29 protein-coding genes are annotated in these 24,969 nt (G+C 73.9%); 7 read left to right on the top strand and 22 right to left on the bottom strand.

The genetic code is table 11. The features are described from left to right. The first annotated feature begins 15 nt into the window (after positions 1 to 15). Complete coding sequence (locus AOM07_RS14655) at positions 16 to 174, top strand: hypothetical protein (RefSeq protein ID WP_156165558.1); 159 nt, start codon at positions 16 to 18, stop codon at positions 172 to 174. On the opposite strand, the gene AOM07_RS05180 is transcribed toward AOM07_RS14655, so the two are convergent. Next, positions 175 to 1,479, bottom strand: a complete 1,305-nt coding sequence (locus AOM07_RS05180; protein WP_062311724.1) for an FAD-dependent oxidoreductase — start codon at positions 1,477 to 1,479, stop codon at positions 175 to 177. An 87-nt stretch (positions 1,480 to 1,566) separates the two neighbouring features. On the opposite strand from AOM07_RS05180, the gene AOM07_RS05175 reads away from it, so the two are divergent. Beyond that, positions 1,567 to 1,911, top strand: a complete 345-nt coding sequence (locus AOM07_RS05175) for an ArsR/SmtB family transcription factor (RefSeq protein WP_062311723.1) — start codon at positions 1,567 to 1,569, stop codon at positions 1,909 to 1,911. Then, the gene (locus AOM07_RS05170) at positions 1,908 to 2,639 is read left to right on the top strand and encodes an aquaporin (RefSeq protein ID WP_062311722.1); all 732 of its coding nucleotides are present in this window, start codon (positions 1,908 to 1,910) and stop codon (positions 2,637 to 2,639) included. Before AOM07_RS05175 ends, AOM07_RS05170 begins: the two co-directional genes overlap by 4 nt. Positions 2,640 to 2,666: 27 nt before the next feature. On the opposite strand, the gene AOM07_RS05165 is transcribed toward AOM07_RS05170, so the two are convergent. From AOM07_RS05165 to AOM07_RS05150, 4 genes are all read right to left on the bottom strand, one after another. Further along, complete coding sequence (locus AOM07_RS05165; RefSeq protein ID WP_062311721.1) at positions 2,667 to 3,764, bottom strand: ATP-binding protein; 1,098 nt, start codon at positions 3,762 to 3,764, stop codon at positions 2,667 to 2,669. A gap of 112 nt (positions 3,765 to 3,876) precedes the next feature. Beyond that, complete coding sequence (locus tag AOM07_RS05160) at positions 3,877 to 4,446, bottom strand: hypothetical protein (protein WP_156171801.1); 570 nt, start codon at positions 4,444 to 4,446, stop codon at positions 3,877 to 3,879. 10 nt (positions 4,447 to 4,456) lie between these two features. Continuing rightward, positions 4,457 to 5,110 (bottom strand): IMPACT family protein, encoded by a 654-nt coding sequence (locus AOM07_RS05155; protein ID WP_062311719.1) that lies wholly within the window; start codon positions 5,108 to 5,110, stop codon positions 4,457 to 4,459. Positions 5,111 to 5,130: 20 nt separating this feature from the next. Then, positions 5,131 to 5,820, bottom strand: a complete 690-nt coding sequence (locus tag AOM07_RS05150) for an N-formylglutamate amidohydrolase (RefSeq protein ID WP_062311718.1) — start codon at positions 5,818 to 5,820, stop codon at positions 5,131 to 5,133. Between the two features lie 133 nt (positions 5,821 to 5,953). Between AOM07_RS05150 and AOM07_RS05145 the strand changes: the two genes are divergently transcribed. Together AOM07_RS05145 and AOM07_RS05140 are read left to right on the top strand one after the other, a co-directional pair. Then, the gene (locus tag AOM07_RS05145) at positions 5,954 to 6,322 is read left to right on the top strand and encodes a hypothetical protein (protein WP_156171800.1); all 369 of its coding nucleotides are present in this window, start codon (positions 5,954 to 5,956) and stop codon (positions 6,320 to 6,322) included. Next, positions 6,319 to 6,558 (top strand): hypothetical protein, encoded by a 240-nt coding sequence (locus tag AOM07_RS05140; protein ID WP_062311716.1) that lies wholly within the window; start codon positions 6,319 to 6,321, stop codon positions 6,556 to 6,558. The genes AOM07_RS05145 and AOM07_RS05140 overlap by 4 nt, the downstream gene beginning before the upstream one ends. Before the next feature lie 197 nt (positions 6,559 to 6,755). On the opposite strand, the gene AOM07_RS05135 is transcribed toward AOM07_RS05140, so the two are convergent. Further along, entirely contained in the window at positions 6,756 to 7,079 is a 324-nt protein-coding gene (locus tag AOM07_RS05135; protein ID WP_062311715.1) for a YciI family protein, read from the bottom strand. Continuing rightward, positions 7,076 to 7,624, bottom strand: coding sequence for a MarR family winged helix-turn-helix transcriptional regulator (locus AOM07_RS05130; RefSeq protein WP_062311714.1), 549 nt, complete (start codon positions 7,622 to 7,624; stop codon positions 7,076 to 7,078). The genes AOM07_RS05135 and AOM07_RS05130 overlap by 4 nt, the downstream gene beginning before the upstream one ends. Before the next feature lie 78 nt (positions 7,625 to 7,702). On the opposite strand from AOM07_RS05130, the gene AOM07_RS05125 reads away from it, so the two are divergent. Together AOM07_RS05125 and AOM07_RS05120 are read left to right on the top strand one after the other, a co-directional pair. Continuing rightward, positions 7,703 to 8,602 (top strand): EamA family transporter, encoded by a 900-nt coding sequence (locus AOM07_RS05125; protein ID WP_084830115.1) that lies wholly within the window; start codon positions 7,703 to 7,705, stop codon positions 8,600 to 8,602. A gap of 102 nt (positions 8,603 to 8,704) precedes the next feature. Beyond that, positions 8,705 to 9,037: an RNA polymerase-binding protein RbpA gene (locus AOM07_RS05120; protein WP_062311712.1), complete on the top strand. Its 333-nt coding sequence runs from the start codon at positions 8,705 to 8,707 to the stop codon at positions 9,035 to 9,037. A 58-nt stretch (positions 9,038 to 9,095) separates the two neighbouring features. On the opposite strand, the gene AOM07_RS05115 is transcribed toward AOM07_RS05120, so the two are convergent. From AOM07_RS05115 to ribD, 15 genes are all read right to left on the bottom strand, one after another. Continuing rightward, positions 9,096 to 11,402, bottom strand: a complete 2,307-nt coding sequence (locus AOM07_RS05115) for a glycoside hydrolase family 3 protein (RefSeq protein ID WP_062311711.1) — start codon at positions 11,400 to 11,402, stop codon at positions 9,096 to 9,098. Between the two features lie 59 nt (positions 11,403 to 11,461). Further along, on the bottom strand, positions 11,462 to 12,217 hold the full coding sequence (locus AOM07_RS05110; protein WP_062311932.1) for a polyprenol monophosphomannose synthase: 756 nt from the start codon (positions 12,215 to 12,217) through the stop codon (positions 11,462 to 11,464). Beyond that, the gene (lnt, locus tag AOM07_RS05105) at positions 12,211 to 13,743 is read right to left on the bottom strand and encodes an apolipoprotein N-acyltransferase (protein WP_062311710.1); all 1,533 of its coding nucleotides are present in this window, start codon (positions 13,741 to 13,743) and stop codon (positions 12,211 to 12,213) included. The genes AOM07_RS05110 and lnt overlap by 7 nt, the downstream gene beginning before the upstream one ends. Positions 13,744 to 13,881: 138 nt before the next feature. Further along, complete coding sequence (locus AOM07_RS05100) at positions 13,882 to 16,617, bottom strand: DEAD/DEAH box helicase (RefSeq protein WP_062311709.1); 2,736 nt, start codon at positions 16,615 to 16,617, stop codon at positions 13,882 to 13,884. Between the two features lie 9 nt (positions 16,618 to 16,626). Then, positions 16,627 to 17,553, bottom strand: a complete 927-nt coding sequence (locus AOM07_RS05095; protein ID WP_062311708.1) for a diacylglycerol/lipid kinase family protein — start codon at positions 17,551 to 17,553, stop codon at positions 16,627 to 16,629. Next, positions 17,550 to 18,284 (bottom strand): twin-arginine translocase subunit TatC, encoded by a 735-nt coding sequence (gene tatC / locus AOM07_RS05090; protein ID WP_062311707.1) that lies wholly within the window; start codon positions 18,282 to 18,284, stop codon positions 17,550 to 17,552. Before tatC ends, AOM07_RS05095 begins: the two co-directional genes overlap by 4 nt. A gap of 28 nt (positions 18,285 to 18,312) precedes the next feature. Then, positions 18,313 to 18,528 carry a twin-arginine translocase TatA/TatE family subunit gene (gene tatA, locus AOM07_RS05085; protein WP_062311706.1) on the bottom strand — a complete coding sequence of 72 codons (216 nt, stop codon included), beginning with the start codon at positions 18,526 to 18,528 and terminating at the stop codon, positions 18,313 to 18,315. A gap of 33 nt (positions 18,529 to 18,561) precedes the next feature. Continuing rightward, complete coding sequence (locus AOM07_RS05080; protein ID WP_062311705.1) at positions 18,562 to 19,470, bottom strand: helix-turn-helix transcriptional regulator; 909 nt, start codon at positions 19,468 to 19,470, stop codon at positions 18,562 to 18,564. Beyond that, a complete protein-coding gene (locus AOM07_RS05075) occupies positions 19,463 to 20,437 on the bottom strand; it encodes a helix-turn-helix transcriptional regulator (RefSeq protein WP_062311704.1) in 975 nt (324 codons plus the stop codon). Before AOM07_RS05075 ends, AOM07_RS05080 begins: the two co-directional genes overlap by 8 nt. Further along, positions 20,437 to 21,279 carry an ATP phosphoribosyltransferase gene (hisG, locus tag AOM07_RS05070; protein WP_062311703.1) on the bottom strand — a complete coding sequence of 281 codons (843 nt, stop codon included), beginning with the start codon at positions 21,277 to 21,279 and terminating at the stop codon, positions 20,437 to 20,439. The genes AOM07_RS05075 and hisG overlap by 1 nt, the downstream gene beginning before the upstream one ends. A 9-nt stretch (positions 21,280 to 21,288) precedes the next feature. Then, entirely contained in the window at positions 21,289 to 21,552 is a 264-nt protein-coding gene (locus AOM07_RS05065) for a phosphoribosyl-ATP diphosphatase (protein ID WP_062311702.1), read from the bottom strand. 131 nt (positions 21,553 to 21,683) lie between these two features. Then, entirely contained in the window at positions 21,684 to 22,148 is a 465-nt protein-coding gene (gene ribH, locus AOM07_RS05060; protein WP_062311701.1) for a 6,7-dimethyl-8-ribityllumazine synthase, read from the bottom strand. After that, positions 22,145 to 23,386 carry a GTP cyclohydrolase II gene (gene ribA / locus AOM07_RS05055; protein WP_172664126.1) on the bottom strand — a complete coding sequence of 414 codons (1,242 nt, stop codon included), beginning with the start codon at positions 23,384 to 23,386 and terminating at the stop codon, positions 22,145 to 22,147. Before ribA ends, ribH begins: the two co-directional genes overlap by 4 nt. Next, positions 23,383 to 23,973: a riboflavin synthase gene (locus AOM07_RS05050; RefSeq protein ID WP_062311700.1), complete on the bottom strand. Its 591-nt coding sequence runs from the start codon at positions 23,971 to 23,973 to the stop codon at positions 23,383 to 23,385. The genes ribA and AOM07_RS05050 overlap by 4 nt, the downstream gene beginning before the upstream one ends. Next, positions 23,974 to 24,966 carry a bifunctional diaminohydroxyphosphoribosylaminopyrimidine deaminase/5-amino-6-(5-phosphoribosylamino)uracil reductase RibD gene (gene ribD, locus AOM07_RS05045; RefSeq protein WP_267127779.1) on the bottom strand — a complete coding sequence of 331 codons (993 nt, stop codon included), beginning with the start codon at positions 24,964 to 24,966 and terminating at the stop codon, positions 23,974 to 23,976. It lies immediately after the preceding gene. Positions 24,967 to 24,969 lie beyond the last annotated feature (3 nt).

Below are 24,969 nucleotides of genomic sequence, written 5' to 3'. Positions count from 1 at the left end.
CTCGATGGAGAGTTCATGTTCACCGCTACCGCGGCGGCCGTCACCCTCAGCGCCGCCACCACGTCCACCAGCTCCTTCGCGCCCGGCTTCTACCTCATGCTGGTGCTGCTCGCGGCGGGGATCGTCGGGACCGTCACGACGGCCGTGCAGAACCACCGCCGCCGTCACCGGTAGTCAGCAGCAGTCGCCCGCGTCCGTCGAGCACACACCCGTTGCCGGGAGCACCAGCTCGACCGCCTGGGCCGCGGTGACGTCGCCGTCGATCCACGCGACCACCGAGCGGACCTGCTCGTAGCCGGTCTTCAGCAGGAACGTCGGGGCGCGGCCGTACGACTTCATGCCGACGATGAACAGCCCCTGCTCAGGGTGCGCGAGCTCGCGGTAGCCGTGGGGTGCGACCGTGCCGCACGAGTGCTCGTTGGGGTCGATGAGCGGCGCGAGCCGTCGCGGCGCCTCGACGACCTCGTCGACGTCGAGCCGGATCTCGCGGTAGGGCGCGAGGTCCGGGCGGAAGCCGGTCGCGTTCACCACGAGGTCGGTGCGGTGCGCGCGGAGGTCGTCGCCCCGGCGGCCGACGAGCTCGAGGGCGTCGCCCTCGCGGCGTACGCCCACGGTCTCGAATCCGTCGAGCAGCGCGACGCGGCCGTCGGCGACGGCGCGCCGCGCCCGGGCGCCGAGCGACGCGCGGCCCGGCAGGCCGTCGGCGTCCGAGTCCGTGACGCGGTCGGGGCTTGCGGTGCGGATCGCCCACGTCACGCGCGTGCCGGGCTCGTCCCGCGCGAGGGAGGCGAGCGCGAGCACGGTGTTGGCGGCCGAGTGCCCGGCGCCCACGACCGTGGTGTGGCGGCCCGCGAACGTGGCGCGGTCGCGTCCGAGCACGTCGGGCAGCGCGGGCAGCACGCGATCCGCGACCGCGTCGAGGCCCGGCAGGGCGAGGCCGTTCGAGGACAGGGAGTTGGGCGAGAGGTAGGTGCCCGAGGCATCGACGACGGCCCGGTACGTCGCGTCCGCGACGTCTCCCTCGCCGTCGCGGGTGCGCACGACGAACGGCGCCGCGGCCCTGCCTCGGGTCCGAGTGCGGTCCATGGCGTCGCGGGAGACGTCGGTCACGCGCACGCCGAGTCGGATCCGCTCGGCGATGCCGGGGACGGCGGCCAGCGGCTCGAGGTACTCCGCGACGAGCTCGTGCCCCGTGGGCGCCCGATCGGGGCGGGCGAGCGTCCACCCGGTGGCCTCGAGGAGCTCCTGCGCCACGGGGTCCACGAGGTGGCGCCACGGCGAGAACAGGCGCGTGTGCCCCCAGGCACGGATGCTCGCGCCCACCTGGTCGCCGGACTCGAGCACGACGAAGTCGATGCCGCGGCGCAGCAGGTGGGCGGCCGCGGCCAGCCCGACGGGGCCCGCGCCGACGACCGCGACGGGCAGGTGGGCGTTCGCGAGCCGCGCGGCGGGGCGGGCGGTCAGGTCGAGCAGGGTCATCGGGGCTCCCGGAGTCGTCGGTGCGGATCGGGAAGCGAGTCTGCCTGCCTCTATCGATATCTGTCAATATCGACTATCGTCGATGTCATGACCGAGATCGAGATCACGGACGTGACCGCGTCGTGCGGCACGTCGCTGGTCGGCGAGCCCCTCTCCGAGGGCGCCGCCGAGGAGCTGGCCCACACGATGAAGGCCCTGGCGGACCCGACGCGCCTGCGTCTGCTGTCCATGGTCGCGGCGTCCGCCGGGGGAGAGGCGTGCGTGTGCGACCTCACCGAGCCGGTGGGGCTGAGCCAGCCGACGGTGTCGCACCACCTCAAGGTGCTCACGGAGGCGGGCTTCCTCAGCCGCACGAAGCGCGGCACCTGGGCGTACTACGCGCTCGTGCCCGGCGCCCTCGACCGCGTCTCGCGCGCCCTGGGCGCCGCATGACCGCCGCGCGCCTGCGCGCCCTGCTCGCCGAGCTCCTCGGCACCGCGCTGCTCGTCACCGTGGTCGTGGGCTCCGGCATCGCCGCCGCCGAGCTGTCGCCGGACGACGTCGGGCTGCAGCTGCTCGAGAACTCGATCGCGACCGCCCTCGGCCTCACGGTCCTCATCCTCATGTTCGGCCCGGTGTCGGGTGCGCACTTCAACCCCGTGGTGTCGCTCGCGGACTGGTTCCTCGGCCGCCGCTCGGGTCACGGGCTGTCGCTGGGCGAGGTGGGCGCCTACTCGGCGGCCCAGATCGTCGGCGGCATCGGGGGCGCCGTGCTCGCGAACCTCATGTTCGACGTCGACACCCTGCTGTCGACCAAGGACCGCGCGACGGGACCCCACCTGCTCGCCGAGGTGGTCGCCACGGCCGGCCTCGTCCTCATCATCTTCGCGCTGGCCCGCTCGGGTCGCGGCGCGCTGGCAGCCCCCGCCGTGGGCGCGTACATCGGCGCGGCGTACTGGTTCACCAGCTCGACGTCGTTCGCGAACCCCGCGGTGACGATCGGGCGCGTGTTCTCGGACACGTTCGCCGGCATCGCTCCCGCGTCGGTCGCGCCGTTCATCGGCGCCCAGCTGGTGGGGCTCGCCGTCGCGCTCGGCCTGGTGCTCGCGCTGTACCCGGACGCGGGCGAGGCGGCCGACGACGTCGTGGTGCCGCACGACGAGGCCGGCGGGCGCGGCTGACCGAGCGCGGGACCTGCGGGCCGGGCGTCAGCGCCCTGCGCGCAGGTGCTCCCTGAGGTAGGGGAGCGCGAAGTCCACCTGGCCGCGGGCGACCTGCACGATCACGCCCGCGTCGAGCAGCCGGCGCCGGTAGGTGTCGGCGTTCTGGCGGGCCATGCCGGTGCGCTCCGCGAGGTCGACCATGCGGGAGGGACCGCCGTCGAGCGCCATCGCGCGGAGCATCTCGAGGTCGCGGGGGGAGAGGTCCGCGAGGGCGGTCTCGGTCACGAGCGTGCCGAGCCTCTCGCGCGCCGCCTCGACGCCCGTCGAGACGTGGTCCCGCGTGATCCGATCGCCGTCGCCCGCGGCGCGCCAGACGTGGAAGCCGACGAGCTGGATGAGGAACGGGTAGCCGTGCGTGGCCTCGGCCGCCGCGCGCGCGGCGTCCTCGTCGATCGTGCGGCCGTTCTCCGTGACCGTCTGCACGAGCGCGTCGTGGACCTCGTCGACCTCCACGTCGGCGAGCACGTGCTTGTCCGCGCGGCGCAGGAACGTGAGCACGCGGCCCTGCGCGTCGCTGCGCAGCAGGTCCGAGACGGCCGACGGCAGCCCCGCCATCACGATGGCGAACTCCCGGTTCTCGCGCACGAGGTGCTGCGTGATGAGGGCGAGCTCGCGCAGGTCGTCCGAGCGCGCGTGCACCTCGTCGACCGTGACGAGCAGGCCCGTGCCGTCCGCCTCGAGCGTGTCGAGCAGCCGGCCGATGCGGTGGCGGACGCCCTCGGCGAGCTGCGGTGTGAGCTCCGTCTCGACGCCGCCGATACCGCCGATGGACATCCCGGTGATGCGGCGGCGGGCGCGCGGGCTCACCCCCTCGAGCAGGCGGTCGACGGCCTCGCCGATGCGCGCGAGCATGCCGGGGGAGGCGGACTCGTCGATGACGAGCCAGCCGTGCGTCATCGCGCGGTCGCCCGACTCGGTGAGCATGACCGTCTTGCCGGTGCCGCGGGCGCCGGTGAAGATCGTGATGCGCGCCGGGTGGCCCGGCCCTGACTGGATCCCCTCGTCGACCTCCGCGAGCAGCGCGGCGCGGCCCACCAGCAGGGGAGGGACCGCGCCCGCGGTCGGCTTGAAGGGGTTGACCATCGTCGCCTCCTGATGACGCCTTGTTACATCTTGTTACTTTGCCACGGGGGTGCGACGGCGGGACGATGCGGCGCGCCGGGGGCGGCGGGAGGCGCCGCTGCCAGGGGGGACGTCAGGCGTCGCAGTCCTCGTAGGCCGCGCGGGTGACGTCGACGTGGAGCTGCGCGTGGCTCGAGTACTCGAGCGCGGTGTCGAGGTCGTCGGTAGCGAGCGTGAGCGTCGCCCACCCCACCACGCGCTGCGGGTGCGACGCGAGCGACGGGAACGTGTTGTTCGACTCGGTCCACGCGCCGATCGCGTCGATGACCTCGGCCCACCGCGCCTGCGGGCGCTCCCACGTGCCGCCCAGGACGTCGCGCTCGACGCACGGGTTGACGGCGGGGTCGTGGACCAGGCCGGGCTCGCCGGCGTCGCCGGGCAGCAGCCCCATCTCACTGGCGCCGGCGATCTCGCCGTCGGCGTCGGCGTCGCCGTAGAGAGGTCCGCCGGGACCCATGATGAGGTTGCGGGAGGCCTCCGCAGCGGCGTGCGCGTCCTCGATCGTGTCCGCCTCGGACCAGTCCTCGACGGCGGTCTCGAGCTCCTCGAACTGCGCGGCGACGTCGTCGGGCATGTCGGTGGGAGGCGTGGGGGAGCACGCGGCGATGGCGAGCAGCGGGATCACCAGGAGCACACGTCGCATGGAGCCCACCCTATCGAGCCGGGACGTCGACCACCCGGATCTCGCCTGCTTCGGTGGCGATCGCGCCGCCGGTGTGGGCCGCGAGGTCGGCGTTCAGCGCGTCGACCTGGTCCTGCGGCACCCACAGGGACAGCGTGGCCGCCTGGCCGTAGGCGGGGGAGTCCAGCACCGCATCGTGGGTCCCCACCCACTGGTGGAGGAAGGCGAGTACGCGGCCCGCGTCCGCGTGCGGGACGTCCATGGAGACGTGGGTGCGGAGGGCGCGGTGGACGATCGCGGCCTCGTCGAGCGCCCCAGCGACCGCGTTGCCGTAGGCGCGGACGAGGCCGCCCGCGCCCAGGAGGACGCCGCCGAACCAGCGGCTCACGACGGCGACCACGTCGGTCATCTCGCGCCGGCGCAGCACCTCGAGCATCGGCACGCCCGCGGTCCCGGCGGGCTCGCCGTCGTCGCTGCTGCGCTGCCGGTCGGCGTGGGTGCCCACGATCAGGGCCGTGCAGTGGTGGCGAGCGTCCCATCGGAGCTTGCGGATCGACGCGATGACCGCGTCCGCCTCCTCGACGGTGCGCGCGGGCGCCAGATGCGTGAGGAAGACCGACCTCTTGATCTCGAGCGTGTGCTCCACGGGCGCGGCGATGGTGCTCGGGAGGCTGCTGGAGGTCACCCGGGCAGGGTAGCGCGGGCTCAGGCGGCCTCGCGGACCTGCTCCTCGACCGCGGTGAGGGCCTGCGAGAGCGCGGCCGCCGCGGGCGCGGCCGCCTCGTCATGCGGGCTGCGCCAGCGTGCGGCGACCTCGATCTGCAACCCGGCCATGCCGAGGTGGCGCTGCGCGAGGCTGGTCACCGTGTAGTGCGGGCGGGCGTCGAAGGGGGCGTCCACCGCGACCTCGAAGCCATCGAGCTCGGCGCGCAGGATGTCGACCGCGAGGCTCTCGAGCGGGCCCGGGTGCGGCCCGGTGCCCAGGCAGAAGTCGGGCCCGTGGTGGTCGCCCATGCCGTGGATGTCGATGAGCATCCGCGCGCGCTCGGGCAGCTCCCGCAGGTGGCGCGCGAAGGCGTCGTTCCGCTCGTCCCACGTCTCCCAGGCGGTGCGCGCGCCCGCGGAGACCACGGCCGACACGTTCGCCACCTCGCCCGCGAGCAGCGCGAGCGAGCCGGTGTGGAGGTCGGCGCTCTTCATCGCGCCGGCGCGGTAGTGCTTGGTGCCGTGCGGCGCCGTGAGGACCACGGCGCTGCTGCGGTCGACGAGGAGCGCCGGGTCGTCCCGGCCCGCCTCGACGCGGGCGGACCTGAAGGTGGCGGCCAGCTCGCGCCACCGGGACGAGATGTCGACGACGTCCGCCGTGCGGTCCGTCAGGGTGTCGTCCTCGGTCATCGCGGGCCCTCCATCCTCGTCGTCGCGCGGATGCGCCTGTGGCCCGAGAGTACCGCCGCCGGTGCGCCGCGCCCCGGAACCCGGTGCTCCGAAGGGGCTGGCGCGGGGGAGCGGCACCGGGCATCCTGGGGTCATGACCAGGGGAGATGCGGTCAAGATGGGCCTCGGCATCGTCGCCGCGCTCGGCGTCGCCGCGGTGGTCCTGCTCGGCCCCTGGTGGACGCGGGACCTGCCGATCATGGAGGCGGACGTGTCCGCCGACGACCGCGAGCTCACCGTGCTCCTCGGCGACGCGTGCGGCCTCGAGCCCGAGCGTGCGGTCGTCGAGACCGACACGGAGGTACGGGTGCACGCGTGGGCGAAGGCGCCGCTGGTCGCGCTGTGGAGCACCGACTGCCAGGTCGCCCTCACGATCGGCCTCGCGGCGCCCGTGGGCGACCGCGTGCTCGTGGACGAGGCGACGGCCGGCACCATCGACGTGGCGACAGGAGGTGCCGCATGAGGGTGCGGTGGGGATGGCTGCTCGCCGCGCTGGGGATCGCCCTGGCGGGCTGTCTAGCGTTCGTGCTCGCGTCGGAGCGGTCGTGCGCGTCCGGCGACCCGGCATGCACCGGCGACGGCGCGGTCGACCTCGTCCAGGCGATCGTCATCGTGGTCGCGACGGTGGCCGGCTCGGGCTGGGCGCTCCGACGCGCGTTCGGGCGCGAGCCTCGGGACGGTCCGGATCGCGTGCCGTGACGCGCCGGCCGTCACGGGCGACGCCGCAGCGCGCGTGAGACCGGCAGCCTCGTCGACGGGGACGAGCACGCCGACCAGTCGAGGGGAGGCCCCTTCCGGGGCCCTCCACACGTAACCTGACATAATGCGCATTATCGGCGCTATGCGGGAACGGGACGATGCGTGCGGAAGCGGCCGCCCAGAAGGCCGGTGAGCCGCTACAGGAACGCCCTGAGCTCGATCCTGCGATGACACGCCTGCGACGCCTCGGCCGCGAGCAGCATGGCCGCGTCCTTGTCGGGCGCGTCGATCACCCAGAAGCCCACGACGAAGTCGTCCGCCTCGACGGCCGGACCATGCGTCACCGACGAGCGCGCGCCGCGGGCGTCCACGACGGCGCTGTCCGAGGGCGCCGCCAGGCCCGCGGCCATGACGCGTTGCCCGGAGGCCTCGATCACGACGTTGAACGCGTCGATCGCCGCCATCTCGTCCTCGGTGGCCGGCTCGGTGCTGTCGTGCACCACGTTCATGAGGAACCTCATCGCGCGTCGCCTCCCAGGGCCGTCGCCTCGTCGGTCGCGTCCCCGAGGACGCGCCCGAGCGCCTGGAGCCCTCCCAGCAACGCGTCGCGTTCGCCGGGGTCCAGTCCCGCCAGTATGCGCGTCTCGTTCGCGGCGTGCGCGTCATGCGTGGCCTCGTGCGCCGCCAGGCCCGTCCCGGTGAGCCGCACCCGCACGATGCGGCGATCCTCGTCGTCACGACGCCGCGTGACGAAGCCCCGGGCCTCGAGCCGCTGCACCCGGTGCGTCGTGGTGCCCGAGGTGATGAGCAGCGCCCGGTCGAGCTCGCCCGGCGTGAGCTCGTACGGCGACCCCGAGCGCCGCAGCGCCGACAGCACGTCGAACTCCCACGACTGCAGGCCGTGCTCAGCGAACACCGCGTCGAGCCGGGCCTGGACGAGCGCCGCGTAGCGCGACAGCCGGCCGATCACCGCCAGCGCGCTCACGTCGAGGTCCGGGCGCTCATGGGCCCACTCGTCGAGGATCCGGTCGATCGCGTCCCGTCGCCGCCCCTGGTCTCCCGTCATGGGCCCATCCTGCCAGCGGAATATCTTGACGTCGAGATATGTCTGATATCTTGACATCAAGATTTATGGATGGATCGCATGAACCGCACGCTCGCGCTCACCGCGCTCGCCCCGATCACGTGGGGCACCTCGTACCTCGTCACCACCGAGCTCCTCCCGCCCGACCGTCCGCTGCTCACGGCGACGCTGCGCGCCCTGCCCGCGGGCCTGCTCCTGCTGGCCGTCACGCGGCTCCTCCCCCGCGGCGGCTGGTGGTGGAGGGCGGCGGTGCTCGGCACCCTCAACATCGGCGCGTTCTTCGCCCTCATGTTCGTGTCCGCCTACCCGCTCCCCGGCGGGGTCGCCGCGACCCTCGCGGCCGTCCACCCGCTCCTCGTCACCGCCCTCGCGAGCGGCGTCCTCGGCGAGAGGGTCGCTCCCCTGGCGCGCATCGCCGCAGGCACGGGAGTGATCGGCGTCGCCATGCTGGTGCTCACGCCGGGAGCGCGCCTCGACGCGTGGGGCGTGCTCGCGGGCCTGGGCTCGGCCGCCGCGACCGCTGCCGGCGTGCTGCTCACCAAGCGTTGGGGCCGTCCCGCGCCGCTCCTCGCCTTCACGGGCTGGCAGCTGGTCGCGGGGGGCCTCGTGCTGGCGGTCCCGACGCTCGTGCTCGAGGGCCCACCGCCGGCCCTCACGGCCGCGAACCTGCTCGGCTACGCGTGGCTCGCGATCCCCGGCACGGCGCTCGCCTACCTCGCCTGGTTCTCCGGCATCCTGCGGCTCCCGGCCAGCCGCGTCAGCCTGCTGAGCTTCCTCACGCCCCTCACGGCCGGGACGCTCGGCTGGGCGGTGCTGGGACAGTCGCTCGCGCCGCTCCAGCTCGCCGGCGGTGCGCTCATCCTCGTCGCGGTGGGCGTCGGCGCGTACGCGGGCCGCCCGCCGCATCGTCCCGCACCTGCCGCGCCCGAGCCGCGGGTGCTCGTCGGCGCGCGCGTCTAGCGCGGGCGAAACGCCCCGTTCCCGGCGAGAACCAGGAACAACTCACGCGCTACGCTCGTTATGTCCGCGTGCAGGCGCCCGCCTGCCGGAAGGAGGACGCCCATGGCCGATCGTGCGCTTCGAGGAATGCGACTGGGCACCCAGTCGATGGAGTCGATCCACAACGCCGAGCTCGCCGAGCGCGTCGAGGTCCACTACGACTGCCCCAACGGTCACGTGGTCGCGATGCCGTTCTCGGTCGAGGCCGACGTCCCCCTCTCGTGGGAATGCCACTGCGGAGCGCTCGCGCTCCTGCGGGACGGCGACCGCCCGGAGCCCAAGGACGTCAAGCCGCAGCGCACCCACTGGGACATGCTGCTCGAGCGCCGGACGATCCCGGAGCTGGAGGAGCTGCTCGAGGAGCGCCTCGAGCTGCTGCGCGCCAGCCGCCGCTAAGACTCGAATCGAAGGGACCCTCGCCCTGGCGGGGGTCCCTTCTTCATGCCCGGACGCGTCAGGCCAGCGTGACGGAGACCTCGGCGCGCAGGTCGCCGCGCGAGAAGCCCACGTGAACCGCGTACACGCCCGCGGGCGCCGTCATCACCGCGCCGTCCCAGGTGGCGAGCGCGTCGCGGTCGACGGGGATCCGCACGGCCCGCCGCTCGCCGGCCGCGAGCCGCGCGACGGCGAACCCGACGAGCTTGAGCGTCGCCCCGTCCGCCGGGCGCGCGTACAGCTGTGCCACGGCCTTGCCGCCCCGCCCGTCCCCGCACTTGAGCACCACCTCGACGCCCTCGCCCGCGGCAACCGCGTCGACGAGCCCGATGTCCGCGTAGCCCAGGCCGTGACCGAACCAGAACGCGGGCGCGACCTCTGCGCGCTCGTGCCCGCGGTAGCCGATGTCGACGCCCTCCGCGTAGACGAACCGGTCCTTCTCGCCGAACTCCTCCCGGGGCACGTCGGGCGGGCCGTCGGGCCAGGTCATCGGCAGCCGGCCGCCGGGCTCGGACTCGCCCGTCAGCAGGGCGGCGAGCGCCTGCGGCATCCGCTCGCCCGCCAAGCCCAGGTGCAGCACGGCGGCGACGCGATCGCGCCACGGCATGTCGATGGGCCCCGAGCCGTGCGTCACCGCGACGACGGGCAGGCCCGTGGCGGAGAGCGCCTCGATCAGCGCCGCCTGGCCCGCCGGCAGCCCGAGGTCCTCGGCATCCATGCCGCCGCCGGTGGGACGGCCAACGATCACCACCGCGACGTCCGCGCCCGCCGTGGCCGCCACCGCGGCGTCGAGCGCCGGATCGACGGGCACGAGACCGAGGGACAGGTGCGGCACGAGCCCGACGCCCGGCGAGACGAAGGCCGGGCCCGTGCGGTAGCGCACCTCCAGCGTCCGGTGCCGCTCGGCGGCGGCCAGGACGGCGTCGAGGACGTAGTGCGGGCCCCCGAGCAGCGGCGACGCGTCCCGGAAGCCCCGCGCGACCGCCTCGCCGTCGACCAGCAGCTCGACCTCGCCGGCGAACTCGACGGCGATCACCTGGGCGCCGCCCGTCGGCGGCAGCGAGGCGGTGAGGGTCGCCTCCCACGGCGCGGCGGCGTCCGCGGCGTCGGCGGGCAGCACCGCCTCGTCGATCGCGACCTCGCGGGCGCCCGCGGCATCGGTGAGCACGCACGACAGCGCGACCCCGTCGCCGGCCCGCAGCGGCGGCGCCGGCACCGAGGGGAGGCCCTCGGCCTCCGCCACCACCGTCAGCTCCTGCGCCTCGAGCGCGTCCCGCACCGGCGCGAGCCGCGTGTCGGTGATGACCACGCTGGCGGCGCCGCCGAGGACGATGCGGTGGGCCAGGTCCTCGGCGCCCACGAGGGCGACGCGGGTGCCGCCCGCCAGCGGCACCACGCCGTCGTTCGCCAGCAGGATCGCGCTCTCGACGGCGATCCGCTCGGCGAGCTCGAGGTGCGCCGCGGTGCCGATCGCGTCGGGGTCGAGGCCCGCCTCGGGCGGCTCCAGACCGACCGCGTCCGCGGCGGCCCGCACGTGGGCGCCGATGTCCGCCAGGGCCTCGTCGGGAACCTCGTCCACCATCGCGCCCGTCCGGGGCGCGTACGGATCGAGCTCCTCGGGCGCCTCGATCGCGAGCCGGGGCAGGTCGAGGCCCGCCGCCAGCGCGGCGCGCGCGTCCCGCACCGCGAACACCAGGTCCGGCACCGTGAACCCCGTGAAGCCCCACAGCCGGCGCGGGATCTGCTGGAGCTCTCGCGACTGCGACGGGTACTCGCCGTTGACGCGGTTGTAGCAGCACAGCATCCCCTGCGCGCCGTAGTCCTGCACGACGCGTCGGAACGGCTCGACATAGAGCTCGTGCAGCGTGCGCGCGTCGATCACCACGTCGCGGGCGGGCGTGCGCAGGGGCTTGGGCCCCTCGCCCGTGCGGCCGCGCTCGAAGTGATACGCCGGGTAGTGCTTGAGGACCGAGACGACGCCGCAGGACTGGACCGCGCGCGCGACGTGGCCGCCGATCGTGCCGGCGAGGAGCGGGTCCTCGCCGAGCGCCTCGCCGAGCCGGCCCGCCCAGGGTGCACGGGCGATGTCGAGCCCGGGTGCGAGCAGGACGTTGCGACCCGCCGCGCGGGACTCGGTGCCCAGCAGCGTGCCGTACCCGTCGGCGAGCGCGACGTCGAACGTCGCGGCGAGGTTGAGCGAGCTCGGCACCACGGTCGCGCCCGGATGGGCCGTGACCCCGCAGGGCCCGTCGCCCACGTGCATCGGCACCGCTCCCCCGCCGGCGAAGTCGTTCAGCGCGATCCTCGCGTCCTCGTCCCTGCCCATGGCGGCTCCCGTCGTCGTCGAGGGGTCACCGCCAGGCTACGAGGGACGATGCGGCGCGGTCAATCGTGGCGCGGGGTCCGGCCCGGGAGCAGCTCCGCGAGCTGGTGCACGCGGTGCGCGAGGCCCCAGGCCGTCACCTTGACGAGGGCCTCGCGGATGATCGCGCCGCTCATCTTGGAGGAGCCGACCTCGCGCTCGACGAACGTGATGGGCACCTCGACCACGGTGCCGCCGGCGCGCACGACGCGCCACGCCATGTCGACCTGGAAGCAGTAGCCCTGCGATTCGACGTCGTCGAGCTCGAGCCGGCGCAGCATGGCGGCGCGGTAGACGCGGAAGCCCGCCGTCGCATCGTGCACGCCCAGGCCGAGCGCGAGGCGCACGTACGTGTTCGCGCCGGTCGACAGCAGCAGCCGGTGGCGCGGCCAGTTGACCACCTCTCCCCCGGGCACCCAGCGCGAGCCGATGACGAGGTCCGCGGACGATGCGCGTTCGAGCAGCGCGGGCAGGTCGACACCGCGGTGCGAGCCGTCGGCGTCCATCTCGCACAGCAGGTCGTAGCCGCGGTCGAGCCCCCACGCGAAGCCCGCGAGGTACGCGGCGCCGAGGCCGTTCTTGGCGGTGCGGCGCAGCACGTGGACGCGGTGGTCGGCGGCCGACCGCTCCTCGGCCCAGTCGCCGGTGCCGTCGGGCGAGCCGTCGTCCACCACGAGGACGTCGACGTCGGGCGCGGCGGCGTGGACCGCGTCGAGCTGGCGCGGCAGCGACTCCCGCTCGTCGTAGGTCGGGATGATGACGAGCGTGCGGGTCACCAGTCGTACCTCTCGGCGATGCGGCGGCGGACCGCGAGCAGGACGACCACGGTGGGCACGATCACCATGCCCCAGCCGACGAACCAGCCGACCCGCACCGCGGGCGTGAGCTCGCTGCGCAGGCCGACGCGCTCGACGAGGTGGTCGGCGGTGAACAGCTCGGTGTCGTCCACGACGCGACCGCTGGGGTCGACCACCGCGCTCACGCCGACCGTGGAGATCTGGATCGCCCAGCGTCCCGTCTCGATCGCGCGCATGCGGGTCATCTGGAGCTGCTGCGTGCTCTCGGCGGTGCGGCCGAAGGACGCGTTGTTGGTGGGCACGATGAGGAGCTCGGCGCCCTTGGCGACGGCCTCGCGGACGATCGCGTCGTAGGCCACCTCGAAGCAGATGGGCGTCGCGACCCTCACGGTACGGTCGAGCGACGCGACGGGCACCTCCATGACGGCGGCGCCGGTGCCGGCCAGCATGTCCGTGACCTGGTCGACCACGGGCGCGACCTGGCGGGCGATGCTGCGCAGCGGGACGTACTCCGCGAACGGCGCGGGGCGCTGCTTCGAGTACGTGTCGAGGATGGCGCCGCTGCCGCCGAAGAGGAGCATGGTGTTGTAACGACCGTCGACCGGCGTGTAGTCCACCGTCCCCAGCAGCAGGGGCGCCCCCGTCGCGTCCTGGGCCTCCTCGACGGCCGCGAGGGTCTGGTCGTCGACGCGGGGGTCGATGTCGGCGGCGTTCTCGGGCCATACGACGAGGTCGACGGGGTTGTCCGCCGTCTCCTCGGCCATCCGCAGGGTCTCCGCGAGATGGTTCTCGGTGACGAGCCGCGCCTGCGAGAACGCCTCCAGCCCGAGGTCGGGGACGTTGCCCTGGACGGCGCCCACGCGCATCGTCCCCTCCTGCGCGCGGTTGTCGAGAGGCACGAGGTAGCCCGTGCCGAGGACGGCGATGGCGAGCACCGGGGCGAGGGCCGCCGTGATGCCGCGGCGCAGGCGCGCGGACTCCCACGCGAGGCCGAGGAGGGCGCCCGCGAGCACGACGGCGAAGGACACCAGGGGCACGCCGCCCGCCCAGGCGAGGCGCGCCACCGGCGCATCGACGAAGGCGTAGCCGACGCGGCCCCACGGGAAGCCGCCGAACGGCACCATGCTGCGCAGCTGCTCCGCGGCGACCCAGATGCCGGCGAACATCACGGTCTCGGCCCAGCGGTGCGCCTCGAGGATGTCCGACCGTCGCAGGTGCGCCCAGGCCGCGCCGACGAGGGCCCACGCGAGGCCCTCCGCGACGCTCAGCGCGATCCACGGGACGAGGCCGACGGCGACGTTCGCCCACCACACCTGGGTGAGCATGAAGGCGGTGCCGTACGCCCAGCCGAGGAGGAAGCCGCCCCACGCGCCGACGCGTTCGAGGGTCCACCACAGCACCGCGATCGACACGGGCGCGAGGTACCACCAGCCCGTGTCCGGGAAGGCGAGGTTGAGACCGGCTCCCGCGGCGACCGCCAGCAGGAGGTTCCTCAGTCCGGTCAGCACCCGCCAAGGGTATGCGAGGTCGCGCCCGTCGACTGCCAATGACACCTGTGACGCGAGGAATCTCCCGTGACGGATGCGGCCGCACCACGCGTCGCTCGGCTCCCATGAGCCCCATCTGTCAGTGGGAGTCCCCGGGCGCTAGTAGGCCACCACTCCCCTGCGCATGCCCTGGATGGCCTGCAGCGCCGCGGCGCGCACCGTCGCGCTCGGCGCGACCTCCGCGATCTGGTCGAGCGCGTCGATCACCTGCTTGCACCAGCGCACCATGTCGCCGGGCGCGATCTCCGCGTCCTTGAGCACCGTGTCGAGGCCCTTGCCCTGGGCCCAGCCGTGGATGGGCCCCACGATCCCCCAGTGCGGCGCGGGCAGGTCGGGCAGGCCGCGCTCCTTCTGCATGTCGTCGACCTTGGACCACAGCCGCAGCGTGTCCTTGAGCGCGCCGCCGAGGACGCCCCCAGGACCGCCGGGGACGCGCGGCGGGCGCGTCTCGTCGTCGCGTCGTCCCTGGTAGAGCAGGGTCGAGACGGCCGCGGCGAGGGCCGGAGGGTGGAGCTTCTCCCACGCGCCCGTGCGGAGCGCCTCCGCGATGACGATGTCGTTCTCCGCGTACAGGCGCCGCATCATCAGGCCCGCGCGGGTGAGCTCCGGCTCGCCGTCGACCATGTCGAGGTAGCCCAGCGCGTCGAGGATCTGGAGCCGCTTGTCGAAGACGCGCGCGATCGACCCCGTCGCGCGTTGAATCTCGTTCACCACGCGGTCCTTGTCGCGCAGCGTGCGGTGGTAGCGCTCGGCCCAGCGGGCGTGCTGCTCGCGGTCGGGGCACTGGTGGCACGGGTGCTCGCGCATGAGCCGGCGCACCTCGAGCTCCTGCGCGGCCCCCTCGTCGGCGGCCGGCGCGCGCCGCTTGGAGCGCGCGAGGTCGAACTCGCGGCGCGCGTCCACGATGACCTGCGCGACCTCGCGGCGCGAGCGGGCGTTGCGCGAGTCGAAGCGGCGCGGCAGCTTGACCGTCCCGACCTTCTCGAGCCCGTGGTGCAGCTCGGAGATCGCGAGCCGGTGGACGCGCGCGTGCTCGGTCACCACGACGGGGCGCGGCGCGACCGGGTTGTCGTCGGGCTCCACCACCGCGGCCAGCCCCGCCCGGCGCCCGCCGCCGACGCGGACCACGTCGCCGCGACGCAGCGCCGCGAGCGTCGACGCCGTGGCCTCCTGTCGCGCGCGGGAGGCGTCCTTCGAGGCCTGCTTCTGGAGCCGGTTGAGGCGTTCGCGCAGCGCCGCGTACTCCATGAAGTCGCCCCTGTCGCACGCCGCGGCCTCGGCGTAGCCCTTGAGCGTCGAGTCGAGGTCGCGCGCCTTGCGGGCCTTGCCCACCACGGACTGGTCGGCCTGGTACTGCGCGAAGGACATCTCGAGCACCTCGCGGGCCCGCGCGGCGCCCAGCTGCGCGACCAGGTTGACCGCCATGTTGTACGACGGCTGGAACGAGCTGATGAGCGGGTAGGTGCGTCGCGACGCGAGGCGCCCCAGCTGCGGCGCGTCGAAGCCCGGGTGCTCGACCACGACCGCGTGGCCCTCGACGTCGATGCCGCGCCGGCCCGCGCGGCCGGTGAGCTGCGTGTACTCGCCCGCGGTGAGGTCCTTGTGCGCCTGCCCGTCCCACTTGACGAGCTTCTCGAGCACCACCGAGCGGGCGGGCATGTTGATGCCCAGCGCGAGCGTCTCGGTCGCGTAGACCACCTTGATGAGGCCGGCGGCGAAGAGCTCCTCGACGACCTCCTTGAACAGCGGGATCATGCCCGCGTGGTGGGCGGCGATGCCGGCCTCGAGGTGGTCCCGCCAGCGGTGGTAGCCGAGCGCGCCGAGGTCCTGCGAGGGGACGCCCTCGCACCGCTCCTCGATGATGTGGGCGATCTCGTGGCGCTCGGCCTCGGTGGTGAGCACCATGCCGGACGCGCGCACCTGGTCGACCGCGTCCTCGCAGCCGGCGCGCGAGAAGACGAACACGATGGCGGGCAGCAGGCCCTGCTGGTCGAGCACGTCCACGACCGCGAAGCGCGGCGGCGCGCGCCTGCCCGCGGGCCGTCGCCCGCCGCGGCTGGGCCGGCCGCCCCCGCGCCCGTCGTCGTAGCGCGAGCGCTTGGCGATCGCCTCGAGCTCGGGGTTGAGCCGCGGCGTCGGGCCCGGGTCCTGCGGGTCGACGCCGGGCGCGTAGAGGTCGAAGATGCCCTCGCGCAGCAGGACGTGCGGCCACAGCGGAACGGGACGATGCTCGGACACCACCACGCGGGTGTCGCCGCGGACCTCGCCGAGCCACGCGCCGAACTCCTCGGCGTTCGACACGGTGGCCGACAGGGACACGATCGAGGTGCGGTCGGAGAGGTGGATGATGACCTCCTCCCACACCGAGCCGCGGAAGCGGTCCGCGAGGTAGTGGACCTCGTCGAGAATCACCACGCCCAGGCTGTCGAGGGTGTCGGAGCCCGCGTAGATCATGTTGCGCAGCACCTCGGTGGTCATCACGATGATGTCCGCCTCGTGGTTGAGCGTGGTGTCGCCCGTGAGCAGCCCGACGTTCTCGGGGCCGTAGACCTTGGCGAGGTCGTGGAACTTCTGGTTCGAGAGCGCCTTGATGGGCGTCGTGTAGAAGGCCTTCTCGCCTCGGTTGTACGCGTGCCGGACCGCATACTCGCCCACGAGCGTCTTGCCCGCGCCGGTGGGCGCCGCGACGAGGACGCTGTGCCCCGCGGCGACCGCCTCGCAGGCCTCCCGCTGGAACGGGTCGAGCGCGAAAGAGAGCTCGGCCTCGAACTCGGCGAGGTCGGCGTGGCGGGCACGCGCGCGCGAGGCCGCGTACCGCTCGGCGGGGCTGGTCATGCCGCCAGGCTACTTGCCTCCCAGGACCGTGAGCGCCCGCGGCACGACGGCGATCGTGAGGGGCGTCGCGCCGACCAGCTCGCCGTCCGCGAAGGCCGGCGGCAGGGGCGCACCCAAGGACTCGTCCGGCACGATCGTCACCGACTCCACCTGCTCGATGTGCACGAGCGGGTCCGTGACGTGGCTGCCGTCGCGCAGCTTGCCGAACAGCCGCACGATGTCCCGCTTCGCCATCCCGTCGGCGGTGACGAGCTCGAGGCGGCCGTCGGTGACGGACGACTCGGGCGAGATCACGAGGCCGCCGCCGAAGACCCCGGCGTTGGCCACCGCCACCAGGGTGCAGCGCATCGTCCGCTCCCGGCCGTCCGCGGTGACACGGACGCCGTACGGACGGAAGCGCGGCACCTCGCGCGCGGTCGCCACCTTGTACTTGAGCGGGCCGCGCGGGAACGAGATCGCGCGGGCGTAGGACGCGACGGCGGCGTCGAGCCCCGCGGACAGCACCGCGCCGAAGTAGCGGGGGCTGGCGGGCTCCTCGATCGACCCGCCGCTCACCCTGCCCACGTCCGTGCGGAGGACGTCGCCCCGCAGCCCGGCCTCGATGCGCGCGACCGCGGCGGGGATGTCGTGGCGCGGCAGGCCCACGGAGGCGGCGATGTCGTCGCCGGAGCCGGCCGCGACGATGCCGAGCGGCAGGTCCGTCGCGGCGCACACCTGGAGGCCCAGGTGGGCCATGCCGTCGCCGCCGACGACGACGAGGGCGTCCAGCTGGTCACGATGCGCCATCGCGGCCTCGTGGGACGCGGCCCACGAGCCGCGCGACAGGTCGACGAGGTGGTGGCCGCCGGCCGCCAGCGCGGCCTTCGCCTCGGCTCCCCTGCGGGCGCCCCGCCCCGACCCCGATGTCGGATTGGTGATGATGCCGACGGTCCTCATGCCGCGGGCGTCCTCCCTCGGACGGCGCGTTCGCGCAGGACGCCGACGCCGACGGCGGCGAAGTACAGCGCCACCATGGGGCCGGCCATGAAGAGCATCGTCACGGCGTCGGGCGTGGGCGTGAGGACGGCGGCGGCGAGGAAGATGAGGAACACAGCCCAGCGCCACCCGCGCAGCCACGTGCGGGCGCTGACGAGCCCGGTCCAGGTGAGCGCGATCATCACGACCGGGAACACGAACGCGAGGCCGAACGCCAGGATGAGGCGCATCGCGAACGTCATGAACGTCTGCGCGTCGAGGAAGTTCGCGGCGCCCTCGGGAGTGAAGCCCGTGAGGATCGTGATGGCGCGCGGGAACACCCACCAGCCGAAGAGCACGCCGGACGCGAACAGCGGGATCGCGGCGCCGAGGAACCCGAACGTGTAGCGGCGCTCGCGGCGGTGCAGGCCGGGCGCGATGAACGCCCACAGCTGGTACAGCCACCACGGCGCGCTCACGATGAGGCCGATGAGCAGCGACATCTTGATCTGCATGTCGAGCGCGGTCGCCACGCCGGAGAAGTTGACGGTGACGAGCGCGTCGTCACGCTCCGCGGCCTCGAGGACGGGGCTCTGGAGCGCCTCGAAGACGGGGGTGTAGAGGAACCAGCCCGCCACCATGCCGACGGCGATGCCGGCGGCGGCGAGGACGAGTCGCTTGCGGAACTCCCTCAGATGCTCGGCCAGCGGCATGCGAGCATCGGGATTGCCTCCGCGCGCGCTACTTCTGGCCGTCACGCGGCTCGTCCGAGGACGACGTCGCGGGCTTGTCGTTGCCGTTCTCGGAGTCGGACTTCTTGTCCTCGGTGAGGGAGCTCGTCTCGTCCTTGAGGATGCGCAGCGACTGGCCGAGCGAACGCGCGAGCTGCGGGAGCTTCGGCGCGCCGAACAGCAGCAGCACGATCAGCAGGATGATGAGGATCTCGCGGGGTCCCATGATGCTCCTTAAGGCGGGGTGCTGGCGGACAGTCTAGCCCTGGACGTCGAGCACGGAACGCGCCTGGCGGTGAAGCTCGTCGACCAGGCGGTTCGGGGTCACCTCGCGCAGGTGCGGGGCGACCGACAGCAGGCGGCCGGCGACGAACGCCGCGTCCGCGACGTCGAACGTGGCGATCACGTCCTCCTCGGCGTCCTCGATGGTCACGCCGGGCATGTCCTCGAGCGCGTAGCGGCCCGAGCGCGCGATCCGCACCGTGGCGCGGTAGGCCGGGGTGAGGGTGAAGCCCGCGGTGTCGGTCGGCGGGTGCTCGACGGCCGCGTCGAGGACGGCGACCGACGCGATGCGGTCGAGCCGCAGCACGCGGTAGTCCTCCGCGCGGCGGCAGAAGCACTCGAGGTACGCGTGGCCGTCGATCACGACGAGGCGGTGCGGGTCGACGACGCGGGTGGTGCGGCGGTCCTGCGCGTCGACGTACTCGACCTCGGCGAGGCGGTAGCGCCGCATCGCCTCGAGCAGGGGCTCGCGGATCTCGGGCTGGACGTGGTCGTCGCCGAGCACCGTCACCGGCTCCTGGAGCGCGTCGCGGAGCTTGTCGAGGACCTGCGTGCCGGCCTCGGGCAGCGCGCCCGCGGCTCCCATGGTGGACAGCGCGCCGACGAGCGCGACGGCCTCACGGGGCGACAGCCGCACCTGGGAGACGCCGTCGTTGCGCACGAGCGCCGCAATGTCCGCGTCGTAGGCGTCGGCGGAGAAGTCGATGGGGAACCACGAGTCGCCGGGCTCGGACGCGACCCACAGGGCGTTGAGGTCCGCGCGCACCTGCTCGACGGTGACGCCGAAGTGCTCGGCGAGCTCCGCGAACGGAGTGTCGCCGTTGCGCTCGACGTACGTGAGGATGCCGAGCATCCGCACCAGCCGGTCGGTCGCCTGCTCAGCCACGCTCCACCTCCAGCGCCGCGGACGCGGCCCTCGTCACGGCCTTCGCCAGCTCGTCCGGGGAGACGATGCGCGCTCCCCCGGCGAGGGCCAGCACCTCCGCGACGAGCGCGTCGGCGTGGGCGTACTCGACGTCGTACAGGTCCCAGCCGCCGTCGACGCCGGCGGCGGTGCCGCGGCGGCGCAGCGCGTGGCCCGACTCGGGGCGCACGGCGACGCGCGCGGTGCGGACGTCGCCGCTCTCGGCGAGCGCGCCCAGCGGGATCTCGTCGGGAATGTCGTACGCGCCGGGCTCCCCCACGGGCACGACGGCGCCGCCGATGCGCTGCACCCGGAAGGTGCGCGCGGCCTCGCGGTCGCGGTCGAAGCCGATGACGTACGGCACGCCCGCGCGCAGCACGACGCGCCACGGCTCGATCGTGCGGGTGCCCGCGCCGGAGCTCGAGGAGGAGTACTCGAAGCGGACCGTCTGGCGGTCGGCGACGGCCTCGACCAGGGCGGCCACCGCATCGTTCCCCACCGCGGGCAGGGCCGCGAACGGCAGCTCGACGCGCGGGCCGTGCTCGGCCGACGAGGCGAGCTTCATCACGGCCTGGGTCGCGTCGGACCCGAGCACCGCGCCGCGCCAGTAGTCGGTGGCGACGCCCAGCACCGCGAGCTCCGCGGCGGTGAGGTCGAGCACCGGCATCGCGGCCTCGGCGGGCCGGATGCGGTAGCCGATCTCGTCGCCGTGGACCGGGTCCTCGACCGTCTCGACGGGCACGCCGAGCTCGCGCAGCTCCTTCTTGTCGCGCTCGAACATGCGCTCGAAGCTCTGCTCGGCCTTGCGGACCTCCTCCTCGGAGGCGCCGATCGGGAGCGGCTCGTAGCCCTCGACGGTGTCGCGGATCTGATCGCGCGTGAGGCGGTGCCGGGTGCTCGAGAGGCCGATGATGAGGTTGAGGAGGCGCTGGTGCTTGGGGACCGCCATCAGACGCGGACCGCGAGCAGCTCGGTGGTGAGGATCGCGCGCGCGCCGACGGCGTAGAGCGCGTCCATGATGTGGTTCATCTCGTCGCGCGGCACCATCACGCGGACCGCGTGCCAGTCGGAGCCGTGCAGCGGCGTGACGGTGGGCGCCTCGAAGCCGGGGCTCACCGCGATGGCCGCGTCGAGCCGGTCGGACGGCACGTCGTAGTCGACGAGCACGAAGCGGCGCGCGGTGAGGACGCCGCGGAGGCGGCCGGTGAGGATCGCGATGTCCTCGACGGGCGCGTCCTGCGCGCGGATGAGGATCGCCTCGGAGCCGAGGATCGGCTCGCCGAAGATCTCGAGGCCCGCGGCCCGCAGGGTGGTGCCGGTCGAGACGACGTCCGCGACGACGTCGGCGACGCCGAGCCGCACCGACGACTCGACGGCGCCGTCGAGTCGGACCACGTGCGCGCTCACGCCGTGCGAGGCGAGGTGCTGCTCGACCAGCCGCGGGTAGCTGGTGGCGACGCGCTTGCCGTCGATGTCGAGGATCGACGAGGCGACGCCCGGCGCGGCGGCGTAGCGGAACGTCGAGCCGCCGAAGCCGAGCTCGAGGTGCTCGACCGCGTCGGCGCCCGAGTCGATGAGCAGGTCGCGGCCGGTGATGCCGGCGTCGACCGTGCCGGCCCCGACGTAGACGGCCACGTCGCGCGGCCGCAGGAAGAAGAACTCGACGTCATTGCGCTCGTCGACGAGCACGAGCTCGCGCGGGTCGCGACGCTGCTTGTAGCCGGCCTCCTTGAGGAGCTGCACGGCGGGGTCGGACAGGGAGCCCTTGTTGGGCACGGCGATGCGGAGCACTTCTCTCCCCTAGAGGTTCTTGTAGACGTCGTCGAGCGTGAGGCCCTTGGCCACCATCATCACCTGCGCCCAGTAGAGCAGCTGGGAGATCTCCTCGGCCGCCTCCTCGGGCGTCTGGTACTCCGAGGCCATCCAGGACTCGGCGGCCTCCTCGACCAGCTTCTTGCCGATGGCATGGACGCCCTTGTCGAGCATCGCGACGGTGCTCGAACCCTCGGGGCGCTCCAGGGCGCGGCGCTGCAGCTCTTCGAACAGGCTCTCGAACGTCTTCACGCCCGCCAGCCTATCGGCCCCGAGGACTCCCGATGGCGGATGGGACGGAAGTGGCGGGCGTGGCGGACGAGGCCGCCCCGAGCGTCACGGGCGACCCCGCCCGTCACTTCCGTCATTGGGAATCGACGGCGCTACAGGCCCTCGAGCACCAGGGCGGTCGCCAGCGCCGCCTCGACGGCCTCGGCGCCCTTGTCCTCGCTGGATCCGGGCAGGCCGGCGCGGTCGAGCGCCTGCGCGTCGTCGTCGGTGGTGAGGATGCCGAAGCCGACCGGGGTCGCGTGCGTGCGCGCCACGTCGGTGAGGCCGCGGGTCACGGCGTCGCACACGTACTCGAAGTGCGGGGTGCCGCCGCGGACCACGACGCCGAGGCACGCGATCGCGTCGACGCCCTTGCGGGCGAGCGCCTCCGCGACGACGGGCAGCTCGAAGGCGCCGGGCACGCGGGTGACGCGGTACGCCGCGCCGGCCTTCTCGGCGGCGCGGATCGCGCCGGCGACGAGGCCGTCCATCACCTCGGTGTGCCACAGGCTCGCGACGATCTCGATGGTGAGGTCGCTCGCGTCGACCTCGACGACGGGTGCTCCGGCGCCGCTCATGCGTTGTCTCCCAACAGGTGTCCCATCCGCTCGACCTTGGTGCGGAGGTAGTGCTCGTTCTCGGGGTGCGCGCCCACGCGGTGCGGGATGCGCTCGATGCAGTCGACGCCGGACGCGCGCAGGCCCTCGACCTTGGCCGGGTTGTTCGTCAGCAGCCGGATCCGCGTGAGGCCGAGGTCGTGGAGGATCGACGCGGCGGCGCCGTACTCGCGCCGGTCGACCGGCAGCCCCAGGTGCGTGTTGGCGTCGACGGTGTCGAGCCCCTCGTCCTGCAGCGCGTACGCCTGGATCTTCGCCGCGATGCCGATGCCGCGGCCCTCGTGGCCGCGCAGGTAGACGACGGCGCCGCCGTCCTCGACGATGCGCGCGACCGCGGCGTCGAGCTGCGGGCCGCAGTCGCAGCGTTGCGAGCCGAACGCGTCGCCGGTGAGGCACTCGGAGTGCACGCGGACCACGGGCACGGTGCCGTCCTTGGGCGGCACCACGAGCGCGACGTGCTCGTCGCCCGTGCGCGCGTCGCGGTAGGCGTGGATCGTCACCTCGCCGTGCGCGGTCGGCAGGCGCGACTCGCCCACGTGGAGCACGCGCTCGGGACGCGCCGCGATGGGCGGCGGCTGGTCACCCACCGCGCGGCGGTAGTCGATGAGGTCCGCGATGGTGAGGAACGTGAGGCCGTCGCGCTCGGCGATCGCGGTGGCGTCGCCCTGGCGCATCATCGTGCCGTCGTCGTTGACCATCTCGCCGATGACGCCCACGGGCGAGAGCCCCGCGAGGCGGCACAGGTCGACGCAGGCCTCGGTGTGGCCGGGACGATGCAGGACGCCGCCGGGGACGGCGCGCAGGGGCAGCACGTGGCCGGGTCGGATGAGGTCGTCGGCGGTCGCGTCCGGGTTGGCGAGCACCTTGAGCGTGGTGGTGCGGTCCGCCGCGGAGATGCCGGTGGTGACGCCCGACGAGGCGTCGACGGACACCGTGTAGGCGGTGCGACGCGGGTCCTGGCTGCTGGGCACCATGAGCGGCAGGTTGAGCGCGTCGGCGCGCTCGGTGGGCATGGGCGCGCACAGGTAGCCGCTCGAGTGGCGGATGCCCCACGCGATCCAGTCGGTGGTCGCGGTCTCCGCGGCCATGATGAAGTCGGCCTCGTCCTCGCGGTCGCGCGAGTCGGACACGAGCACCGGCTTGCCGGCGCGCATGTCCTCGAGCGCCTGCTCGACGAGGGCGATCGGGTCGACGGTCATGCGTGCGCCGCCACGAGCTTCTCGACGTACTTGGCGACCACGTCGACCTCGACGTTGGCGCGGTCGCCGACGGCGATGGTGCCGAAGGTGGTCTCCGCGAGCGTGGTCGGGATGAGCGACACGGTCACGCGCGTGCCGTCGATCTCCGCGACGGTGAGCGAGACGCCGCCGAGCGCGATCGAGCCCTTGCGGACCACGTAGCGGGCGAGGTCCGCGGGGATCTCGAAGGTGAGGTCGGTCCACTCGGGCTGCGAGTCGCGCTCGACGAGGGTCGCGACGCCGTCGACGTGGCCCTGCATGATGTGGCCGCCGAGGCGCCCGCCCGCGGGGGTCGCGCGCTCGAGGTTGACGCGGTCGCCCGCGCGCAGGTCGCCGAGCGCGGTGGTCTCGAGCGTGACGCGCATGACGTCGGCGGTCCACGTGGAGCCGGCGTGGTCGGCGATGGTGAGGCACACGCCCTGGACCGCGATCGACTCGCCGTGGACGAGGTCGGTGAGGCCGGGGGCCTCGATGGTGAGCCGCGAGCTCGCCTCGGAGCCGGTCACCGCGGTGACCGTGCCGAGGGACTCGACGATGCCGGTGAACATCTACTGCTGTCCTCTCTGGAAGAAGGCGGTGACCAGCGTATCGACGCCCAGGGCGGTCGCCGTCACATCCTGGCCCCTCAACGCCCCGCCCATCGTCCCGATTCCCAGGTCTCCCACGGCGTTCGTGCCGGAGCCGAGGATCGCGGGAGCGATGTACGCGTGGACCTCGTCGACGAGGCCCGCGCGCAGGAACGCCGTGGTGATCGTGCCGCCGCCCTCCACCACCACGGTACGCACCTCGCGGCTCTCGAGCGCCGCGAGGGCCTCGTGCGGATCGTGCGTGCGGATCGCGACCGCGTTCTCGTCGCGCCACACCTTGGCGCCGAAGGTGTCCGACAGGCCCATGACCGCGCGCAGCGGCTGGTGGGGCTCCGCGATGTGCGGCGGCCGCGCGGACAGCGCCGGGTCGTCGGCGCGCACCGTGCCGGTGCCGACGAGGATCGCGTCGACCTCGGCGCGGACGCCGTGCGCATGGGCGCGGGCCTCCTCCCCCGTGACCCAGAAGCTCGTGCCGTCGGCGGCGGCGGTGCGTCCGTCGAGGGTCTGCGCCCACTTGGCGATCACCCAGGGGCGGCCGTGCGCGACCGCGCCGAGCCAGCGCCGGTTGACCTCCCACGCCGCGTGCAGCGGGGTGTGGCGGGCGTCGATGCCGCGCGAGCGCAGCACCGCTCCCCCGCCGGAGGCCAGGGGGTTGGGGTCCTCGACGGCGTAGCGGACCGCGGCGACGCCGGCCGCCGTGAGCGCGTCGGTGCACGGCGCGGTGCGGCCGGTGTGGGAGCACGGCTCGAGGGTGACGTACGCGGTCGCGCCGGCGACATCGAGGCCGCGGGCGCGCGCATCGTCCAGCGCGGCGGGCTCGGCGTGCGGCGTGCCGGCGCCCCGGTGCCAGCCCTCGCCGAGGACCGTGCCGTCGGCGCCGACGATGACGCAGCCGACGCGCGGGTTGGGGCCGTGCGCGGGACCCCGGAGGGCCAGCTCGACGGCGCGGGACAGGGG

It is taken from the genome of Demequina rhizosphaerae (assembly GCF_000971255.1).
Lineage (GTDB): Bacteria > Actinomycetota > Actinomycetes > Actinomycetales > Demequinaceae > Demequina > Demequina rhizosphaerae.
The sequence above is the reverse complement of the archived record's forward strand: the minus strand, read 5'-3'. Positions and strand labels throughout refer to the sequence as shown.

Excerpts from the sequence above, each read along its gene's own strand:
- AOM07_RS14655 (WP_156165558.1), top strand. The coding sequence starts at position 16 with ATGTTCACCGCTACCGCGGCGGCCGTCACCCTCAGCGCCGCCACCACG.
- AOM07_RS05180 (WP_062311724.1), bottom strand. The coding sequence starts at position 1,479 with ATGACCCTGCTCGACCTGACCGCCCGCCCCGCCGCGCGGCTCGCGAAC.
- AOM07_RS05175 (WP_062311723.1), top strand. The coding sequence starts at position 1,567 with ATGACCGAGATCGAGATCACGGACGTGACCGCGTCGTGCGGCACGTCG.
- AOM07_RS05170 (WP_062311722.1), top strand. The coding sequence starts at position 1,908 with ATGACCGCCGCGCGCCTGCGCGCCCTGCTCGCCGAGCTCCTCGGCACC.
- AOM07_RS05165 (WP_062311721.1), bottom strand. The coding sequence starts at position 3,764 with ATGGTCAACCCCTTCAAGCCGACCGCGGGCGCGGTCCCTCCCCTGCTG.
- AOM07_RS05160 (WP_156171801.1), bottom strand. The coding sequence starts at position 4,446 with ATGCGACGTGTGCTCCTGGTGATCCCGCTGCTCGCCATCGCCGCGTGC.
- AOM07_RS05150 (WP_062311718.1), bottom strand. The coding sequence starts at position 5,820 with ATGACCGAGGACGACACCCTGACGGACCGCACGGCGGACGTCGTCGAC.
- AOM07_RS05145 (WP_156171800.1), top strand. The coding sequence starts at position 5,954 with ATGACCAGGGGAGATGCGGTCAAGATGGGCCTCGGCATCGTCGCCGCG.
- AOM07_RS05140 (WP_062311716.1), top strand. The coding sequence starts at position 6,319 with ATGAGGGTGCGGTGGGGATGGCTGCTCGCCGCGCTGGGGATCGCCCTG.
- AOM07_RS05135 (WP_062311715.1), bottom strand. The coding sequence starts at position 7,079 with ATGAGGTTCCTCATGAACGTGGTGCACGACAGCACCGAGCCGGCCACC.
- AOM07_RS05130 (WP_062311714.1), bottom strand. The coding sequence starts at position 7,624 with ATGACGGGAGACCAGGGGCGGCGACGGGACGCGATCGACCGGATCCTC.
- AOM07_RS05125 (WP_084830115.1), top strand. The coding sequence starts at position 7,703 with ATGAACCGCACGCTCGCGCTCACCGCGCTCGCCCCGATCACGTGGGGC.
- AOM07_RS05120 (WP_062311712.1), top strand. The coding sequence starts at position 8,705 with ATGGCCGATCGTGCGCTTCGAGGAATGCGACTGGGCACCCAGTCGATG.
- AOM07_RS05115 (WP_062311711.1), bottom strand. The coding sequence starts at position 11,402 with ATGGGCAGGGACGAGGACGCGAGGATCGCGCTGAACGACTTCGCCGGC.
- AOM07_RS05100 (WP_062311709.1), bottom strand. The coding sequence starts at position 16,617 with ATGACCAGCCCCGCCGAGCGGTACGCGGCCTCGCGCGCGCGTGCCCGC.
- AOM07_RS05095 (WP_062311708.1), bottom strand. The coding sequence starts at position 17,553 with ATGAGGACCGTCGGCATCATCACCAATCCGACATCGGGGTCGGGGCGG.
- tatC (WP_062311707.1), bottom strand. The coding sequence starts at position 18,284 with ATGCCGCTGGCCGAGCATCTGAGGGAGTTCCGCAAGCGACTCGTCCTC.
- tatA (WP_062311706.1), bottom strand. The coding sequence starts at position 18,528 with ATGGGACCCCGCGAGATCCTCATCATCCTGCTGATCGTGCTGCTGCTG.
- AOM07_RS05075 (WP_062311704.1), bottom strand. The coding sequence starts at position 20,437 with ATGGCGGTCCCCAAGCACCAGCGCCTCCTCAACCTCATCATCGGCCTC.
- ribH (WP_062311701.1), bottom strand. The coding sequence starts at position 22,148 with ATGAGCGGCGCCGGAGCACCCGTCGTCGAGGTCGACGCGAGCGACCTC.
- ribA (WP_172664126.1), bottom strand. The coding sequence starts at position 23,386 with ATGACCGTCGACCCGATCGCCCTCGTCGAGCAGGCGCTCGAGGACATG.
- AOM07_RS05050 (WP_062311700.1), bottom strand. The coding sequence starts at position 23,973 with ATGTTCACCGGCATCGTCGAGTCCCTCGGCACGGTCACCGCGGTGACC.